Origin of the sequence: Pseudoalteromonas sp. ESRF-bin5, assembly GCF_002632075.1 — a bacterium.
GTDB lineage: Bacteria > Pseudomonadota > Gammaproteobacteria > Enterobacterales > Alteromonadaceae > Pseudoalteromonas > Pseudoalteromonas marina.
The window spans coordinates 1-17,943 of sequence record NZ_NTLW01000186.1 but is presented as its reverse complement, the minus strand read 5'-3'; the positions used below and the strand labels follow the sequence as shown (position 1 = coordinate 17,943).

Sequence of the window (17,943 nt, the reverse complement as noted above, 5' to 3'; positions counted from 1 at the left end):
TTTTTTGCTTAACCTAAAATAGACGTCCTTCACCTGCGTAGGTACCTGCAAGAATTTTAGTGTAAATTGCGTCAGCTTTTTCTTTTGCTTCTTCAATTTCTTTAGGTAGCATTGAACGCTCATCTAACTTTCGACTATGGCTTGCTTGCATGTTGCCATTGTATTCGGCAATTGTATTCCATATGTATGACTTCTCAAGGTTTTTAGGCATTCCTAGCCCCTCAAAGTACATAAGCGCTAAATTAAATTGCGCTAAAGAATAGTTATTCCCAGCGGCTTTTTCGTACCATGTTTTAGCAAGTTTGTAGTCGTGACTAACACCATCACCATTTGAATACATCACGCCTAAGTTAAACTGTGCGGCAGGCATGTTTTTTTTGGCTGCTTTTTCGAATAAAGATAAAGCCATTTGCTTGTCTAACTTAACGCCTTTGCCTTCGTCGTATAATACCGCTAATGCAAACATTGAATCTGCGTGATTCTTTTTTACGCCATTTTTGTATAGATCGGCTGCTTTGTAATAATCACGTGTAACGCCGTGGCCTTCTTCGTATAATTTAGCAAGCTCGTAAATGCCAGGTGCAAACCCTTTGTCGGCAAGGTATTCAAATTCTTTTAAAGCGAATTCAAAGCGACCTTCGTTCGCCGCAATAATACCTTCTTCAAGGGTCGCATTCGCAAAAGGGCTCGCAATTAAAGCACCCGTAAGTAATAACGTTTTTAAATTAAACTGTGGCATAGCGATGTCTCCAAAAAGTAATCGTTTCACTGTGAGTTAAATAAAACCATTTTATTTGCAACACTATTGCACTTGCAGCTAATTAAGGGCGTATAACGTTGCTATATTTTAGGTTTATTTTATTACTACAAACAAACTAGCGTGCATTTAAGTTTAGATAAACTCTGTTTGTGATTATAGCTCAAATCGGGGGCGTTTTTTCTAACACGTTCGATTTTATAAGCGTAAGATACAGATATAACAGAAAATTTAAAAGAAATAACTATGTCAAAGCATGGCGAAAAGTTGCTAATTATAAACTTTTGACTGTTATGCTATTTAAGGTAGCGAGTTCACGTTACGTAGGTTCATTACGTAAGTGCTTAGCTAAGTGAAGCGTTTATATTTGCAGAGGTGAAAATGTTAAAAACAATAAAAAATAAGTTGTCACATATAACTATTGCGTTAAGCGTACTGCTATTAACAAGTTGTTCTGCCTCGTTTACATATAATAATTTAACTTGGTTATCGTCATTTTGGGTTGATGATTACGTTGATTTAAACAAACAACAGAACAAGCAATTAAAAGAGATTATTAACACCACACAGCAATGGCATCGCGATACACAGTTGCCAGCATACAAGCAAGATATTGAAAATTTAAAGTCGCTGTTTAATCAAAATCTAAATCATGCTCAATTAAAAGAGCAGGTAGTATTTGCTAGGGCGCACTGGAAAAACCTTCTTGAGCATGCGCATTTTTCGCTTGCGCAATTAGGGTATACGCTCTCTACAGATCAGCGCGATGAATTTATACAGAATATTCAAGATCAAATTAACGAAGATCGTGAGCAATATAACGAACAATCTAGTAAAGAGCGCAAAACTAAACGCCTAGAAAACCAGTTAGACTACTACTCAGATTGGCTGGGTAAGCTCACTGACCAGCAAAAGCAACTTATTACAGACGCAAATAACAAGCATACGGAGTCAGGTGGGCTGTGGCTTGATTACAAACAAACTCGATTAGATGCAGCAAAATCAATAATGGTTGATGAAACACTCTCTGAAGATGAGTTTGTAACTAAATTAAGCTATGTAATAAAAGAGCGTGAAGCCTTTATGAGCGAAAAGCAATTAGCCATAAATGCCAGCAACCTTGATTTATATGTTAATTTATTAATAGAACTAGCCCCGACATTGAATAAAAAACAGCGCGAAAGTGTTAATGATGAATTTGACAGCCTAATTGAAACCCTTAACGATTTAATGGAACCGTAAAATTTAAACCTTTACATTGAGTACGAAAATTTCATTTATATAATATAAATATGATCTTACTGAGTAGGGCCAACGTAGGTTAAACGTTTTTAAAATTAGTCAGTTATTTGCAGCTAAATTTTATAAGCTACGAAAATACATAAATAAAGGATTCTAACGGCACTTATATGGTAACTGATTTAAAAAGCATGCTTGCAACGTGGCACCCTTTACGAGACGAACAGCAATGGGTTTTGGCTACATTGTATAAAATTGAAGGCTCGAGCTACCGTAAGCTAGGCGCCATGATGCTTATTTCTAGCTTAGGGCAGCGATTGGGTATGCTCTCCGGTGGGTGCTTAGAGGCAGATATTCAGCGCCACGCCAAACAAGTAATGACCTCCCTTACGTCAAAAACGATTACCTATGATGCCACCGATGAAGATGACTTAACTTTTCAGTTAGGTATTGGCTGTGGTGGTGTTGTCCATATTGTTTTACAGCCAGTTAATAGCGCCAATGAATACCTAAATCTCGATTTTGTTTTTAATGCTCTTAAAGAAAAAGTGTCAGGTTATTATTTACAACCAGTGCAACCTCTTTGTGCGTTGGGGCAGGGCGTTTTTTCAAAACGTAATGTTTCTGACGGTCTTTCTGTTAATCGTAAAGCACAAATCATTGAAAAAAATAATCAGCATTGGCTACAAGTGGCCGTATACCCAGCCCCACATATTTTAATTGTGGGTGGCGGTGCCGACGCTGTTGCCGTTTATTCTATGGCTAAGCAGCTGGGTTGGGTTGTGACTGTGTGGGATCCCCGCGCGGCTAATGCTAAAAGGCAATATTTTCAGCAGGCAGATGCAATTTTACGTTGTCCGCCTCAAGAGCTATCCCAATATTGCGAAAAGCAAAAGGTGGATGCGAGCATATTAATGGCCCACAGTGTTGAGCTTGATGCAAATGCACTTTATGCGTTGAACCAGTCTAATTTAAAATACATGGGGCTGCTGGGTCCTAAGCACCGACGAGCACAAGTTTTTGAGCAAGCTAATATAGCTATACAAGAGGTTAAAGCGCCTGTTTTTGGGCCTGTAGGGCTTAACTTAGGTGGCGACTCGCCAGAAAGTATTGCATTGTCACTTATTAGTGAAATACACGCCGTGCTTTCTAATAAAGATGCTACATCCCTAAGCAATTGGGGTCAGTGAAGTATGCGCATAGCAAAAGTGTTGTTAGCCGCAGGACAGTCGTCTCGTTTTGATGGATGCAAATTAATAGCAAATGTGGGCAATAATAAAACTATGATCGCGCGTGCAGTTGACGTTTTACAGCAGTTAGACGCGGGTGCCGTCTATGTTGTTTCAGGCGCCTGGCATAACGAAATTACTCAAGCGCTAAAGCACTACAATAATGTCGAAATTATCTGTAATTTAGATTGGCAGCAAGGGTTAGGTAAATCAATCGCGCTTGCAGCTAATCAGTTAAGGCATAGTGACGGTTGGGACGGCATTTTATTTATGCTAGCCGATCAGATTGAATTGGAGGCGTGCGATATTCAGCAGTTAGTTACTCGTTTTCAGAATAACCCCACTCGATGGTGTGCTAACTATGGAGAACGATTAGGTGTGCCGGCAATTTTTCCTCATGATGATTTTGATTTACTCACCACTTTGTCGAATGACAAAGGCGCTCAACATCTACTTCGTGAATCCGGCGGTATTGTAAACTGCGTTTTACTAAATAAGGCAAGCGCAGACATAGACACCGTTGAGCAGTTAAATTGTTATACCGCTAAACAGGCGCTAAATTAAATAATTAAAACTTTAGGCAATAAACCGACCTCAAACCGAGGTTCAGCTTAAATAAAAAAACAAACTAAACTTTAATTGAACATGTTTATATAAATACATACTGCGCAGGGCATAAAGTTGCGCATACAACTTAAGAGCAATGTCGAGGATCAAGTTGCTTTAATTTTAATGGTATTACCAACTGCTCAGCACAAATCGCAGTGCAGTTGATTGAGAGCTAATTCAAGGGGCGGGTTATGGTAACGTTTACAATTAATGGCAAAGTGATTGAATCACAAGCAAGTGAAGATACACCACTGCTATGGGTTATTCGCGATGAAGTAGGACTAAAGGGCACTAAGTTTGGTTGTGGCATAGCAATGTGTGGTGCGTGTACAGTGCATTTAGATGGACAGGCTACACGTTCATGTGTATTACCCGTAGGAGCTGTAGCTGGTAAAAACATTACCACTATTGAAGGTCTCAATAACGAACACCCGCTTCAAAAAGCATGGGTTGAAGAGCAAGTACCGCAATGTGGTTATTGTCAGTCTGGGCAGATTATGCAAGCGGCAACATTACTTGCAGACAATCCGTCGCCAACAGACGAAGAAATTGTCAATCATATGAATGGTAACTACTGCCGCTGCATGGCGTACAAACGTATAAAGTCGGCAATACAACGTGCGGCCGATGAGTCACAAAGCGCAGTACAGATGTTTAACCCAAATGAGCAAGACGTTTAATCGGAGCGGATAATGAAAAAATTATTTCAAAAAAACAGCGAAACCGTCAACTTAAATCGTCGTTCATTTATGATTGGCAGTGCTAGTGCGGGCTTGGTAATGGCATTTGCGCCTGCGTTACTTTCAGGTTCTTTAAGCGCCAAAGAATCAATTTCACAACAGGCGTTTTCACCCACTATTTGGTGGACAATGGATACCAATGGTGGGGTAGAGGTTAGCATTGCAAAGGCTGAAATGGGCCAACACATTGGTACTGCTTTAGCACGAATAGTGGCCGACGAGTTAGAGTGTGATTGGGATAAAGTATCAATTACTTACGTAGACACCCATGAGAAATGGGGATATATGGTTACAGGTGGTTCGTGGTCAGTATTTCAAAGTTTTAAACCGCTATCGCAAGCGGGTGCCGCAGGTCGCTTAGCCCTTATTGATGCAGGGGCTAAAATGCTAGGGGTTAAACCAGAGCAATGTATTGCACAAAAAGGGCAAATTGTTGCTGGTGGTCAATCGGTAAGTTACGCTGATATTGTACAAAAAGGTGAATTTAATCTTACCTTTACAAGTGAAGAAGTTGCAAAGCTTCCTTTAAAACCAGCTAATAAACGTCATTTAACCGGCTTAAACCAAGATTTTAAAGCATTAGATATACCCGCTAAAACAAACGGAACAGCAGTGTATGGCATTGATGTTGAAATAGAAGGTATGGTGTATGCGCGTCCGGTTATTCCTCCAACACGTTACGGTAGTAAAGTAACAAGCGTTGATGACAGTGGCGCAAAAGCAATTAAAGGTTATCGCGGTTTTGAAATATTAAACGATCCTAGCAATACCATCGAAGGATGGGTTGTTGTACTGGCTGACAATTATCACAGTGCTATTAAAGCGGTTGATGCGTTAAATGTAAGCTACCAGGTAGGCAAAACGGCTAACGTCTCCGAGTCAGATATTCAAGCGCAGGGTAAAAAATTATGTGACGATAGCGCATCCGGTACTTTATTTGCAGATGAAGGCAATACGCCTCAGGTTTTGGCCGATGCAAAAAACACATTTGATGCAACTTACACCACGGCGACAGCGAGTCACTACCAATTAGAGCCACTTAACGCCATAGCTGAATTTAAAAACGGTAACTGGATTGTACATACGGGTAACCAATGGCAATCACTCACGTTACCTGCTTTAGCCAAAGCCCTCGATATAGAGCAAAATAAAGTCATTATTCGTCCTTACTATTTGGGTGGTGGCTTTGGACGTCGTTTATTTGGTGATTGGACAGTCCCTGCTGCATTAACGGCAAAAGCAATAGGTAAACCGGTTAAGCTTGTATTTACCCGTGAAGATGACAGTTTATTTGATCAGTCTCGCTCAGCGTCTACGGCTAAATTAACCGCTTCGTTCGGTGAAAAGGGAGAGCTTAGCGCATTAGAGCATGCGTTTGCTGCAGGCTGGCCAACTAAAGCAATGGCGCCAGGTTTTTTGGCTCCTGGTGTTGATGGTAATGGTAAATTTGATTCGTTTTCTGCCTCAGGTGCTGATCACTGGTATAGCATGAATAACCATCGTGCTCGTGCTATCAATAACGAGTTAGCACAAAGCACTTTTACGCCGGGTTGGTTACGTTCAGTTGGACCGGGTTGGATTGTATGGAGCCTTGAGTCTTTTATAGATGAAATAGCGCACAAGCAAGGTATTGATCCGGTTAAGTTTCGTTTATCAATGCTTGACGGTAAAGGAAAACAAGCGGGTAAAGCACCTGAAAGTGTGGGTGGCGCGCGCCGTTTACATGATGTACTTAAAAAAGTGTCAGACAAAGTTAGCTCAATAAAGCTGAACGAAAACGAGGGCATTGGTTTTTCGGTTAGTTCAGGGCAAGAGCGCCACATGCCAGCATGGATTGGCACTGCAGCCCATGTTCACGTTAACAAAAGCGATGGCAAAATCACCCTTAAAAAGTTATACGCTGTTGTTGACGCCGGTTTAATTGTACATCCTGATGGTGCGATGGCTCAATTAGAAGGGTCATTATTATGGGGAGCGAGTATGGCTTTACATGAGTCCAACTCTTATGAAAATGGTCAAGTAGCTGCTACAAACTTTAATACTTACCTTCCACTGAGAATGCAAGATGTACCCGAAATGGACATTGAGTTTGTGCAAAGTGATGAGTTTCCTGTAGGGTTAGGGGAGCCAGGTGTTATTGGCGTTGCGCCAGCAATTGGCAATGCCATATACAATGCAGTAGGTGTACGTTTACGTGACTTACCAATGAAACCAAGTGCAGTTGTAAAAGGTTTAAAAGCCTAAATAAACACCAAAAGCGTGTAAACCATAAATTTACACGCTTTTGCAGTGCGAGTTATTAGGCTCATATTAGATTAAATACATAAGGCCTTTATTTTATATTAATAAAGCCAAATTCCGTGTGTTAACCTACAACCATAATAAAAGCATAACCTGTAATACTCACAGGCCCAGTTAAACAAAGTAAAGTGAAGGTTTTTTATGCTCATCGACCCAGCAGGGCGAAAATTTAGTTACTTACGTTTATCGATTACCGATGTGTGTAACTTTAAATGTGTTTATTGTTTACCCGATGGCTACCAATGTGACCATGACAGAGAATTCCTTTCACTGAATGAAATCAGTAATACTATTAGTGCTTTTGCGCATCATGGTATTACCAAGCTACGTATTACTGGCGGTGAACCCACCCTTAGAAAAGATTTCATAGATGTTATTCGTGTGGCAAAAGATACACCGGGCATTACAAAAATAGCTGCTACAACAAACGGTTTTTCAATGCATAAGCACATTAACAATTGGGTAGATGCAGGGCTTAATGCGATTAATGTGAGTATTGATACACTTGATCCAAGAATGTTTAATACTATTACCGGTCACGATAAATTTAATACCGTGATGAAAGGCATAGACGCCGCGTTAGAAAGCGGTATTGAATCGGTAAAAATAAACAGCGTGTTAATGAAGCAATATAATGGTCAAGAGCTCGACACATTTTTAGCGTATTTAAAGCATCGCCCAGTCACTATGCGCTTTATTGAACTAATGCAGACTAACGATAATAAGGCATTTTTTGATAAAAATCACGTATCGGGCCAGTCAATTAAAGTACGATTACGTGCAGCAGGGTGGCAACCTGTCATTAGAAGCATTACAGACGGTCCTGCTCAGGAGTTTTACCACCCTGATTACCAAGGGCGTATTGGCTTAATAATGCCTTACAGTAACGACTTTTGTAACACATGTAACAGGCTGAGAGTGTCTTCTTTGGGTAAATTACACCTTTGTTTGTTTTCAGAGCAAGGTATTTCATTACGAGAGCACATGAATGAAAACTCAAACCAAGCACTTATAAACCAGCTATCTCTCTATATTAAAACTAAAAAGCCAACTCATTTGCTACATCAGGGCGAAACAGGTGTAACAACTAACCTTTCGATACTGGGTGGTTAGTGGTTAAAAATGCCACAATGTGGTGCAATAACACTCGATTACACTTGTTATATATTTATTACAGGGTAGAATAATCCCTTAGTTCGACGTTATTGAGTTAATTGAATGGATATCACCGCTCTAAATAGTACTAAAGCATTAAGAAAGCACGTTCTTGTATGGATGTGTTTGTTTTTTGGTTCTGTGTCATTGTTTTTTAGCGCATTAAACGTATTCAGTGGTGTCTATTTGCTCGGCTTTTTAGAGCTCTGTTTTTCAATTTATTGCTTGTATACCATTCATCATTTAAGTAAGCATGCATTGCGGTTTTGGCAGTCTGTTGTAATGTGTGTATTGGTTTGTATTATAGTTTTGTACGCCAATTATATATCAGAACCTAAATATGGCTTATTTGTATGGTCATTCGCTTTGCCTGTATTGTGTTATTTATTAATGGGAAAGCGATACGGAATTTTCTTCTCAGGTACTGTCCTCTTTATTCAATCACTGATTTTATTAAGTAAATCTTCGCCTGATCCTATAGTAAATTTAAATATGGCGATTAACTTACTATTGGCCTATGTCAGTATTTGGACTGTTTCGCATATTTTTGAGGGAAGCCGCGCGCTTTCATCCAAACGTTTAAAAAACCTAGCACTACTTGATCCATTAACTGGCGCAGGTAACCGGTTATCAATGAACCACTATTTTGAAGTAGAGCTGGTTGATAAAACAAATACCTATTTATTTTTACTCGACTTAGATTACTTCAAACAAATAAATGACAAATTTGGCCATGATGTAGGCGATAAAGTACTTACTGAAATTGCAACGCTTTTAAGAATAACCTTAGCAAAGGGGTACGTGTTTAGGGTTGGCGGTGAGGAGTTTGCCGTTATTCATTCTTTTAATAGTAAAGACGAAGCCTTATTTGCAGCTGAAAAGTTAAGAGAAACTGTTGAAAAAACACCGTTTAATATTGAGGGGCATGCAATTAAACTTACTATCAGTGTTGGTGTAGCTGACTATCAAGCTAACCCCTCGCTTGAATCTATTTTCATTGCGGCTGATAAACAACTTTACAAAGCAAAACGCTTAGGTCGAAATAAAGTATATGCAAGTTCAAAAGAGCAATTAAAGCAAATAGAAGTACCTGCTTAATACATTTTTTCAAAGTTTGGGATGCCGCGTTCCCAAATTGGTTTATCTTTTCCTAAATATTCGCGCACTGCATCAAAAAATAACCGTGTACGTACAGGTAAATCTCTGTGCGGATAAACAGCATACATAGCACTGTAATCCATTAACTTCACATCCGTTAATATAGGAATTAATTTACCCTCAGTAATTTCGTCACCGATTATAAATGCCGGTGCTACAAAATAAGCGGTGCCAGATATGGCCTTCATTAGCAGTGCTTCAGCGTCGTTGGCGCGGTATACACTTTTTATTTTTTGCTCACATGGCTCACCCGAGCTATTGTAATAGTCCACTGTTTCAACTCTCATAGAGTTGCTCGCATAACTTGCCGCAGGCAAATCTGCTAGTTCTTCCATGGTGGATGGCATACCATACGTGCTTATAAACTCGGGGGCCGCAACAATTAATAAGCGATTACGTGCAATTTTTCTTGCAATGAGTGATGAATCTTTTGGCTCCCCAATACGAAATGCTAAATCGAACCCTTCAGATACAATATCTACTAATCTGTCATCAAGCCTTAATTCAACTTCAACTTGAGGAAAGCGCTTTTGAAAGTCATTAAGTACTGGTTGTAAGTAGCGCCTACCAATGAGTGTTGATGAAGTAATTTTGAGGACGCCACGAGGCTCTAAGTGGTAGTTTTCAGCCATGCGCACGGTTTCGCCAAGCAGCTCTCTGAGCTCACCGGCTTTTTTTATCATTTCTGCACCAGCGGCAGTGAGTGAAAATGAGCGAGTAGTGCGGTTTAGCAATCTAACCCCTAGCTCATCTTCTAAACGACTAATTTGTTTAGAGATCACAGAGCGATCGATATTACGTAATTCGGCAGCTTTAGCAAAAGAGCCTTGCTCAACCACTTCAAGCAACATTAAAAGCCGACTTGTCGTATCCATAAAACCACCAAAACAATACTATTGATGCCATTTTGGCATTAATGAATTTAAAAATCTATGGTTTTTGTCCGCAGGTATAACCCGTAGTATGCGTTCTTAATCAATTAAAGGAGCGTCTTCATGAAAAAACACCTTATCGCTGCTGCATTTGCAGGCGCATTTTTAACACTTGCTGGTTGTGCTGATGAAAGCACACCGCCTTCGGCTCAAGCACAATTTCTTCAACCTATAGATGTTGCTAACGTACTTGTTAAACCAGTACAAAGCTGGCACACCTACACGACTCGCTTAGAGTCACCGCAAGAAGTTGCACTTATGCCACGCGTATCTGGTGTTATAGAACAAATTACGTTTAATGAAGGCGACCTTGTTAAAAAAGGCGATGTATTATTTAAGCTTGATGACCGTCCGTTTGCGGCGGTTGTTGCTAGTTTAAAAGCCCAAGTTAACAGTGCACAAGCTGCGCTTGAGCAAGCAAAAAGCGAAGCTAAACGCGCTGAGCGCTTAACTGAACGTAAAGCAATTTCAACTGAGCAAGCAGAGTCACGTACCTCTGTATTACGCCAACGCGAAGCACAACTTGCTGCATTACAAGCACAGCTAACATCAGCTGAACTTGATTTAGAATTTACAGCCATTGTGTCACCTATCGACGGTGTGATCTCGCGTGCCAATATCACGAAAGGTAACAACATCATTGCAGGGCAAAGCGTGCTTACCAGCATTGTTTCTAACGAAAAAATGTACGCCTATTTTGATGTGGACGAACGCACCTGGAATAGCGATTTTAGTAACGTGACCTCAAAAAGTCGCCAAGCCGTTGTAATGCAAAAAGTAGGCGAACGCGATTTTGCTTACAAAGGGTACATTAACTTTATTGATAATCAAATTAACTCATCAACAGGTACGCTGCGTGTGCGTGCTGTATTTGATCAGGATAACAGCCAATTACGTGCAGGGTCGTTTGCGCGTATTAAGCTTGCTGCTAATTCAGTGACAGAGCAAATAATTGTGCCAGACAGAGCAATAGGGACTGACTTAAAAAACCGCTTTGTTTTAACTGTGGGTGAAAACAATGCGCTGCAGTATAAATTAGTCACAGTGGGTGAGCGTTATGGCTCTCTTCGTGCCATCACCTCAGGTCTTTCAGAGGGCGATGTAATAGCCGTAAATGGCCCTGCTCGTGTTGGACCAGGTATGCCTGTGGCACCGAACAAAGTAACCATTGATAGCAGTGATGTTGCGTTCACCATGAACAATGACGATTCAAGCTTAGTCGCAAAGCAATAAGGTTTTTTAGATGAAATTTTCACACTTTTTTATACAGCGACCCATTTTTGCGGCCATGCTGTCTTTGGTTATATTAATTGCTGGTGGTATTTCGTTATTCCAACTGCCGGTAAGTGAATACCCAGAAGTCGTGCCTCCTACCGTGGTTGTAACAGCAAGCTACCCAGGAGCTAACCCAACGGTAATAGCGCAAACGGTAGCAACGCCGTTAGAGCAAGAAATTAATGGTACAGAAAACATGCTGTATATGTTTTCTCAAGCAACCAGTGATGGTCGTATGACGCTGACGGTTACATTTGCACTAGGGACTGATTTAGACCGCGCCCAAGTACAAGTACAAAACCGTGTAAACAGCGCCTTGCCACGTTTACCTGAAGAAGTGCAACGTTTAGGTGTGGTGGCTGAAAAATCATCACCCGATTTAACCATGGTGGTGCACTTGTACTCACCAGAAAAATCGCACGATACCGCGTATTTGTCTAACTATGCCGACCTCTATATTAAAGACGAAATAGCACGCTTACCGGGTGTGGGTGACTTGCGTTTATTTGGCGCAGGTAAATACGCCATGCGTGTATGGTTAAACCCAGATGCGCTAGCAGCACGCGAGCTAACAGCAACCGATGTAATAACTGCACTTCGTTCACAAAACCAACAAGTAGCAGCAGGTAGCTTGGGTGCACAGCCGGTTTCTAACGACAGTCAATTTCAAGTTCTGTTAAATGTAAAAGGGCGTTTAAACAGTATTGAAGAGTTTGAACAAGTAATTATTAAAGTGGGTGATGAAGGCCAAATAACACGCCTTACTGATATTGCCCGCGTAGAGCTTGGCCAAGACAGCTATTCTTTGCGTGCTGAGCTTGACTCACAACCTGCACTTGCAATGCCTATATTTCAACGCCCAGGGTCTAATGCCATTGAGCTTTCGGACCAAGTACGCGAAACCATGGCGCGTTTATCAAAAGACTTTCCTGAAGGTGTAGAATACGACATAGTTTATGACCCGACTGTATTTGTTCGTGGCTCTATTGATGCTGTTATTGCCACGTTGATTGAAGCTATTGTACTAGTCGTGATTGTTGTCATTGTGTTTTTACAAACATGGCGTGCTTCTATTATTCCACTTATTGCTGTGCCTATTTCACTCATTGGTACGTTTGCGGTAATGCAGTGGTTAGGCGTATCTATTAACACCTTGTCGCTGTTTGGTTTAGTACTTGCCATTGGTATTGTGGTGGATGACGCCATAGTTGTAGTTGAAAATGTTGAGCGTAACATTGAACAAGGGTTATCGCCGCTTGAGGCAACACGTGTTGCTATGAGCGAAGTAACAGGGCCAATTATTGCCATTGCACTCGTATTGTGTGCTGTGTTTATTCCTACGGCATTTATTACCGGACTGACAGGGCAATTTTATAAGCAATTTGCCTTAACAATTACTATTTCAACGGTGATTTCAGCAATTAACTCGTTAACGCTGTCGCCAGCCTTAGCGGCACTGTTGTTAAAGTCTCACGATACTAAGCCAGATACATTCACACGTTTGTTAAATAAATTATTTGGCCGCTGGTTATTTAAACCTTTTAACCGTGTATTTGACCGAGGGGCCAAAGGCTACGAAAAATTAGTTAAAAAACTAATTCGTATGAGCTTTATTGTAATGATCGGCTATGTTGCCCTAGTTGGTGGAACCATTAAGCTGTTTGATGCGGTGCCAGGTGGGTTTATTCCACAACAAGACAAGCAGTACTTAGTTGCCATTGCACAACTACCTGATGCAGCAAGCCTTGACCGTACTGAAGATGTTCTTAGACAAATGCAGCAAATTGCACTTGAAGTACCAGGTGTAGCTAATACGGTTGCGTTTCCAGGTTTATCAGTAAATGGCTTTACCAACAGCCCTAACAGCGGGATTGTGTTTACCCCATTAGATGCATTTGAAGATAGAACCGATCCGAGTAAATCGGCCATGGCTATAGCTGCGCAGTTAAATCAACGATTTGCAGCAATTGACGAAGCGTTTGTTGCAGTATTTCCACCGCCGCCAATTCAAGGTTTAGGTACTACAGGTGGCTTTAAACTTCAAATTGAAGACAGAGCAAACAAAGGTTTTGAAGCGTTATTTAATAGCCTACAAACAGTGATTGGTAAAGCGCAACAAGATCCAGCATTAATGGGGCTTTACTCAAGCTTTAGAATTCAAGTGCCACAAATGGATATTGATATTGACCGTGAACAAGCGTTAATTCAAGGCATACCGCTTGACGAAGTATTTAATGCTTTACAAATATACTTGGGTTCTGTGTATGTAAACGATTTTAATATGTTTGGCCGAACGTACCAAGTAAATGCGCAAGCTGATGCTGATTATCGCCTAGACCCTGATCAAATTCTTAACCTCAAAGTAAGAAACCGTAAAGGTAACATGGTGCCATTAGGCTCAATCCTAACGGTTACGCCAACAATTGGCCCAGACCGTGTAATGCACTACAACGGTTACCCAAGCGCAGAGCTTAACGGCAGTCCTGCACCTGGTTTTAGTTCTGACCAAGCTCAACTGGCAATTGAGGCTATTTTGGCCGACAACTTACCCAGTGGTATCGAGTACGAATGGACTGAAGTAACGTACCAACAAGTATTAGCAGGCAACACTATGGTGTATGTGTTCCCATTAGTTGTGTTACTGGTGTTTATGGTATTGGCTGCACAATATGAAAGCTTACGCTTACCATTGGCAATTATTTTAATTGTTCCAATGACGATATTTTCAGCATTACTTGGTGTTTGGTTTGTAGGTTCAGACAACAATATATTTACGCAAATAGCGCTTATTGTGCTGGTGGCCTTGGCCTCTAAAAATGCGATATTAATGGTTGAATTTGCAAAAGATAAAAACGATACAGGCTTATCGCATATTGATGCAATATTAGCGGCATGTCGTATGCGTTTACGCCCAATACTTATGACATCAATCGCGTTTACAGCGGGTGTTATACCACTTGTACTAGCAACGGGTGCAGGGGCTGAAATGCGCCATGCAATGGGTAATGCCGTGTTCTCTGGAATGATTGGTGTAACCGTGTTTGGTTTATTGTTTACCCCGGTGTTTTACATGCTTGTTGTAAAGAAAAAAGGTAACAGACAGGAGTTATCAAATGACTAATCAAATAGCAAAGCGGTTTAAAACACAGTTAACCGTAGCGTCTGTATTAATGGTCACGCTCATATCTGGCTGTGCAAGTAAGGTTGACGTGCTTGACGAGCAAAAAACAATTAACGAATTTGTTGCCAGTGCTGCAGTTGCTGACCAACTAAGTGGTGCAGATGAAACTAACTGGTGGCACGCGCTTAAGTCTGAGCAGCTAAATCAATTAGTATCAGATGCACTCGCTAAAAACTACGACCTAAAAACAAGTCAGCTTGTACTAAAAAGTGCATTAGCTAGGCTGGGCGAGCAAAAAGCACAATATTTACCGCAAGGTGGTGTTGAGGTAGGCGCTCAAAGAAGCGGCTTAGGAGATACAAACTCACGCCAATCAAGTGCTAATTTTGCACTTAATTGGCAGCTTGATTTATTTGGCCGAGTTACTGCTTTAGTTGATGCCGCAAATGCATCGGCTATGAGCCAAGCAGAGCAAGTTCGTTTACTCCAAATTGAAGTTGTTTCAGCGGTTGTTAAAGGGTTTGTTAGCTATCAAGGCAATGCTGAAAAACAGCGCATTATTAGCTTACAAATACAAGCGCTTGAGCAAAGTATTGATGTGTTACAAGCGCGTGTTGATGAAGGCGTTGCAAGTGAGCTTGATTTAAACCGCACCCTAGCGCAATTACGCCAGCAACAAGCGTTAATTCCTGCCATTGAGTTTGCCAAGTACAGTGATTTATCAACGCTTGCTGTTCTTACAGGGCGTTTAACTCAAAATATTGAATTAACAAATGAACTGAGTGTGTTACGCAATAAATTTGACGTAACACTTAGTAAGCCAAATGCCGCTATTGCACTGAGGCCAGATATTAGCCGTGCAATTTATGATTTTAGCCAAGCCAATAGTTTAAGTGTAGCAGCCAGTAAAGCTTTACTACCAGATGTAAGCCTAAGTGGCTTTGCAGGTGTGTTAAGTCTAGGTAGTAATGGCTTTAGCGATACACAGCAGCAATGGCAAATTGCGCCTAAGTTGCAATGGTCAATCTTAAGCTATCCTGCTCTTTTAGCACAACGAGACGCACAACAGTTTTTAAGTGAAGCCGCTTACAGCGATTATCAAAACGTGGTGCTTAAAGCACTTAGTGAAAGTGAGCTTTCGTTGCAGGGGTTAGTTAATCAGGCACAGCAAAAACGTTTTGCAGATGAACGTTATGACTTTGCTAATAAAGCCTTTTTACAAGCAGAAGCCATGTATGAAGAAGGCCAAATCCCTTATCTAGAGTTGTTAGATGCGCGGCAGGATGTTTTAATAGCACAAGAAAATGCAGTTGAAACAACCATTTTATCGTTACTTGCTAAGGTCAATGCGTACCAATCATTTAATGGGCAATGGAGCTATGCACTAAGTAACACAAATAAGTAGAGTTTAACGATGTCTGATACTGATATTTTAACGCAAAATACTATACCGCACACAATGCGTGCCATTGTATTGGAAAAACCGAATGATCAAATAAATTTAGCTGACATTGAGTTACCTGTTCCTGAGTGTTCAGATAACGAGCTACTGATAAAAGTAGAATATGTTGGTTTAAATCCCGTTGATGGGCATTTTGCAAAATCAGGTTTTTGTCAGTGGCAGTACCCTCATATTTTGGGGCTTGATGCGGTAGGTGTTGTAGTAAAAGCAAGTAAAGGGATTTTTCCTAATGTTGGCGAGCGAGTCATGTGGCACGCCAACGTAGGTGGGCAAGGGGTACTGAGTGAATACACAAAAGTGCCTAATTTTGCAGTGTCTATTGTACCGCAAGAGTTAAACCCAGCGGTTGCTGCTGTGCTGCCTTGCGCCGGAATGGCAGCACTAATTAGCTTAGATAAAATTAGTATCACTGAAGGTCAAACTGTTTTTATTGAAGGTGGGGCAGGTGCAGTGGGGCAGTTTGCTATTCAGTACGCTAAACAGCGTGGCGCTGATGTATTTGCAACAGCCTCTAAGAAAAACCATAAACTCGTTAAACAGCTTGGCGCGGATGTTGTGTTTGACTACAACGATAAAAAGTTGTGTGAAAAAATTCGTAGAGAGCTAGGGCCGCAAGGGTTTGATGCAGTAATCGATACCGTGGGTGGTGAGTCGACAGCGCGTAATATCGAACTCATGCGTTTTTGCGGAAAAATAGCGTGTTTAAATCCATTACCTTGTTTTGAACAAGATCTAATGTACCGGCGCGCGCCAAATATAAGTGTTGTGTCGCTTGGTGGTGCATGGCTCGCTAATAGTTTATGTGCGCAGCAACGCTTGAGCTTTATGGGTAATTTATTACTCGAAGGCGCCACCAATGGTGATATTAAAGCACCGACCTTAACGCCTGTTGAGTTTAACGCAAACGCGGTATCTAATGCCTTAAATACGCAGCTCGCGGGTGGTTTTACAGGCAAGCATGTCGTAAAAATAGGCTGTTAAAAAACTCTGATTAATACAAAACGCAGCCTGTTTAAGCTGCGTTTTTTTATGCCTTTTTTAGGTGTCATTCACTTATTATTTTTTATACATTTACACTAATAAGCAAAAGCATTTTAAAAAACTTGAGTGGCCATAAATCACGTATTTAACGTGTCAACTTACCCTGTTCAATACAATAAATCAGGCTTAAATTTAAAAATTAAAACAGTCTGTATTTAAAAAAACACCCTAATTCATTACCCGCTTTGCAGATTATTTGCTACTGGGTGCCTTTGCACGGCGTTTTATCAATCAATCTTAAAAAATTTATCATTTTCAGCGTACAGGTGTAAGCCTTTGTGTTTCAACAGTTTACGTTCGAGTAAAGAAAATAAATTGAAAAAACTGTTAATTAATTGAATAGAGTAATTGATCTAAAGCGATTTTTATGACGTAATGTAGGTATTATTTATCTGGTCGGATGAGTTCAATCATGAGTTTACGTACAAAGTTAAAAAAAGTTTTACCAAGTATTTCTATCACTGAGCAAGAAGCGCTAGACGCGGGTGATGTTTGGCTTGAAGGTTCTATCTATCAAGGTAAGCCTGATTTCAGTGCATTACGCGATGTACCAGCAGCTACACTAACAGCTGACGAACAAGCATTCCTTGACGGCCCTGTACAAGAGCTACTAGGCATGATTGACGATTCAGTAATTCAAAATGGCATTCACTTACCGAATGACATTTTAGAGTTTTTGAAAAAAGAACGTTTCTTCTCGCTTATCATTCCTAAGTCATTTGGCGGTTTAGAGTTTAGCCCTTACGCAAACTCAACAATTGTTGGCACAATTGCGACTAAAAGTTCTGCAGTAGCAGTAACAGTAATGGTACCTAACTCATTAGGTCCGGGTGAGCTACTTCTTCACTTCGGTACGCAAGAGCAACAAGCGCATTACTTACCACGCTTAGCAAACGGCACAGACATCCCATGTTTTGCCCTAAC

14 protein-coding genes are annotated in these 17,943 nt (G+C 40.8%); 12 read left to right on the top strand and 2 right to left on the bottom strand.

What is annotated here, in order from left to right:
- Positions 1-13: 13 nt before the first annotated feature.
- Complete coding sequence (locus tag BCG07_RS11315) at positions 14-739, bottom strand: tetratricopeptide repeat protein (RefSeq protein WP_286890206.1); 726 nt, start codon at positions 737-739, stop codon at positions 14-16.
- A gap of 399 nt (positions 740-1,138) precedes the next feature.
- Between BCG07_RS11315 and BCG07_RS11310 the strand changes: the two genes are divergently transcribed.
- The 7 genes from BCG07_RS11310 (at position 1,139) to BCG07_RS11280 (ending at position 9,128) form a co-directional block, all read left to right on the top strand.
- A complete protein-coding gene (locus tag BCG07_RS11310; RefSeq protein ID WP_286890205.1) occupies positions 1,139-1,999 on the top strand; it encodes a DUF6279 family lipoprotein in 861 nt (286 codons plus the stop codon).
- A gap of 167 nt (positions 2,000-2,166) precedes the next feature.
- Positions 2,167-3,186, top strand: coding sequence for an XdhC family protein (locus tag BCG07_RS11305; RefSeq protein ID WP_286890204.1), 1,020 nt, complete (start codon positions 2,167-2,169; stop codon positions 3,184-3,186).
- 3 nt (positions 3,187-3,189) lie between these two features.
- A complete protein-coding gene (locus BCG07_RS11300) occupies positions 3,190-3,789 on the top strand; it encodes a nucleotidyltransferase family protein (protein WP_243534033.1) in 600 nt (199 codons plus the stop codon).
- Between the two features lie 236 nt (positions 3,790-4,025).
- The gene (locus tag BCG07_RS11295; protein ID WP_010556716.1) at positions 4,026-4,514 is read left to right on the top strand and encodes a (2Fe-2S)-binding protein; all 489 of its coding nucleotides are present in this window, start codon (positions 4,026-4,028) and stop codon (positions 4,512-4,514) included.
- Between the two features lie 12 nt (positions 4,515-4,526).
- Entirely contained in the window at positions 4,527-6,818 is a 2,292-nt protein-coding gene (locus BCG07_RS11290) for a xanthine dehydrogenase family protein molybdopterin-binding subunit (RefSeq protein WP_286890201.1), read from the top strand.
- Between the two features lie 198 nt (positions 6,819-7,016).
- Complete coding sequence (gene moaA, locus BCG07_RS11285; RefSeq protein WP_286890200.1) at positions 7,017-7,988, top strand: GTP 3',8-cyclase MoaA; 972 nt, start codon at positions 7,017-7,019, stop codon at positions 7,986-7,988.
- A gap of 105 nt (positions 7,989-8,093) precedes the next feature.
- Positions 8,094-9,128 carry a GGDEF domain-containing protein gene (locus BCG07_RS11280; RefSeq protein ID WP_286890198.1) on the top strand — a complete coding sequence of 345 codons (1,035 nt, stop codon included), beginning with the start codon at positions 8,094-8,096 and terminating at the stop codon, positions 9,126-9,128.
- On the opposite strand, the gene BCG07_RS11275 is transcribed toward BCG07_RS11280, so the two are convergent.
- A complete protein-coding gene (locus BCG07_RS11275) occupies positions 9,125-10,063 on the bottom strand; it encodes a LysR family transcriptional regulator (RefSeq protein ID WP_033018912.1) in 939 nt (312 codons plus the stop codon). The two genes, BCG07_RS11280 and BCG07_RS11275, sit on opposite strands and share 4 nt — an antisense overlap.
- A 120-nt stretch (positions 10,064-10,183) precedes the next feature.
- Here BCG07_RS11275 and BCG07_RS11270 point away from each other — a divergent pair, with 120 nt between their 5' ends.
- The 5 genes from BCG07_RS11270 to BCG07_RS11250 form a co-directional block, all read left to right on the top strand.
- Positions 10,184-11,353 carry an efflux RND transporter periplasmic adaptor subunit gene (locus BCG07_RS11270; RefSeq protein ID WP_286890195.1) on the top strand — a complete coding sequence of 390 codons (1,170 nt, stop codon included), beginning with the start codon at positions 10,184-10,186 and terminating at the stop codon, positions 11,351-11,353.
- A 10-nt stretch (positions 11,354-11,363) separates the two neighbouring features.
- The gene (locus BCG07_RS11265) at positions 11,364-14,516 is read left to right on the top strand and encodes an efflux RND transporter permease subunit (protein WP_286890194.1); all 3,153 of its coding nucleotides are present in this window, start codon (positions 11,364-11,366) and stop codon (positions 14,514-14,516) included.
- Positions 14,509-15,921 (top strand): TolC family protein, encoded by a 1,413-nt coding sequence (locus BCG07_RS11260; protein ID WP_286890193.1) that lies wholly within the window; start codon positions 14,509-14,511, stop codon positions 15,919-15,921. Before BCG07_RS11265 ends, BCG07_RS11260 begins: the two co-directional genes overlap by 8 nt.
- A 9-nt stretch (positions 15,922-15,930) precedes the next feature.
- The gene (locus BCG07_RS11255) at positions 15,931-16,959 is read left to right on the top strand and encodes a zinc-binding dehydrogenase (protein WP_010556710.1); all 1,029 of its coding nucleotides are present in this window, start codon (positions 15,931-15,933) and stop codon (positions 16,957-16,959) included.
- Between the two features lie 472 nt (positions 16,960-17,431).
- The coding region (locus BCG07_RS11250; protein WP_286890191.1) for an acyl-CoA dehydrogenase family protein at positions 17,432-17,943 on the top strand (512 nt) is incomplete at its 3' end.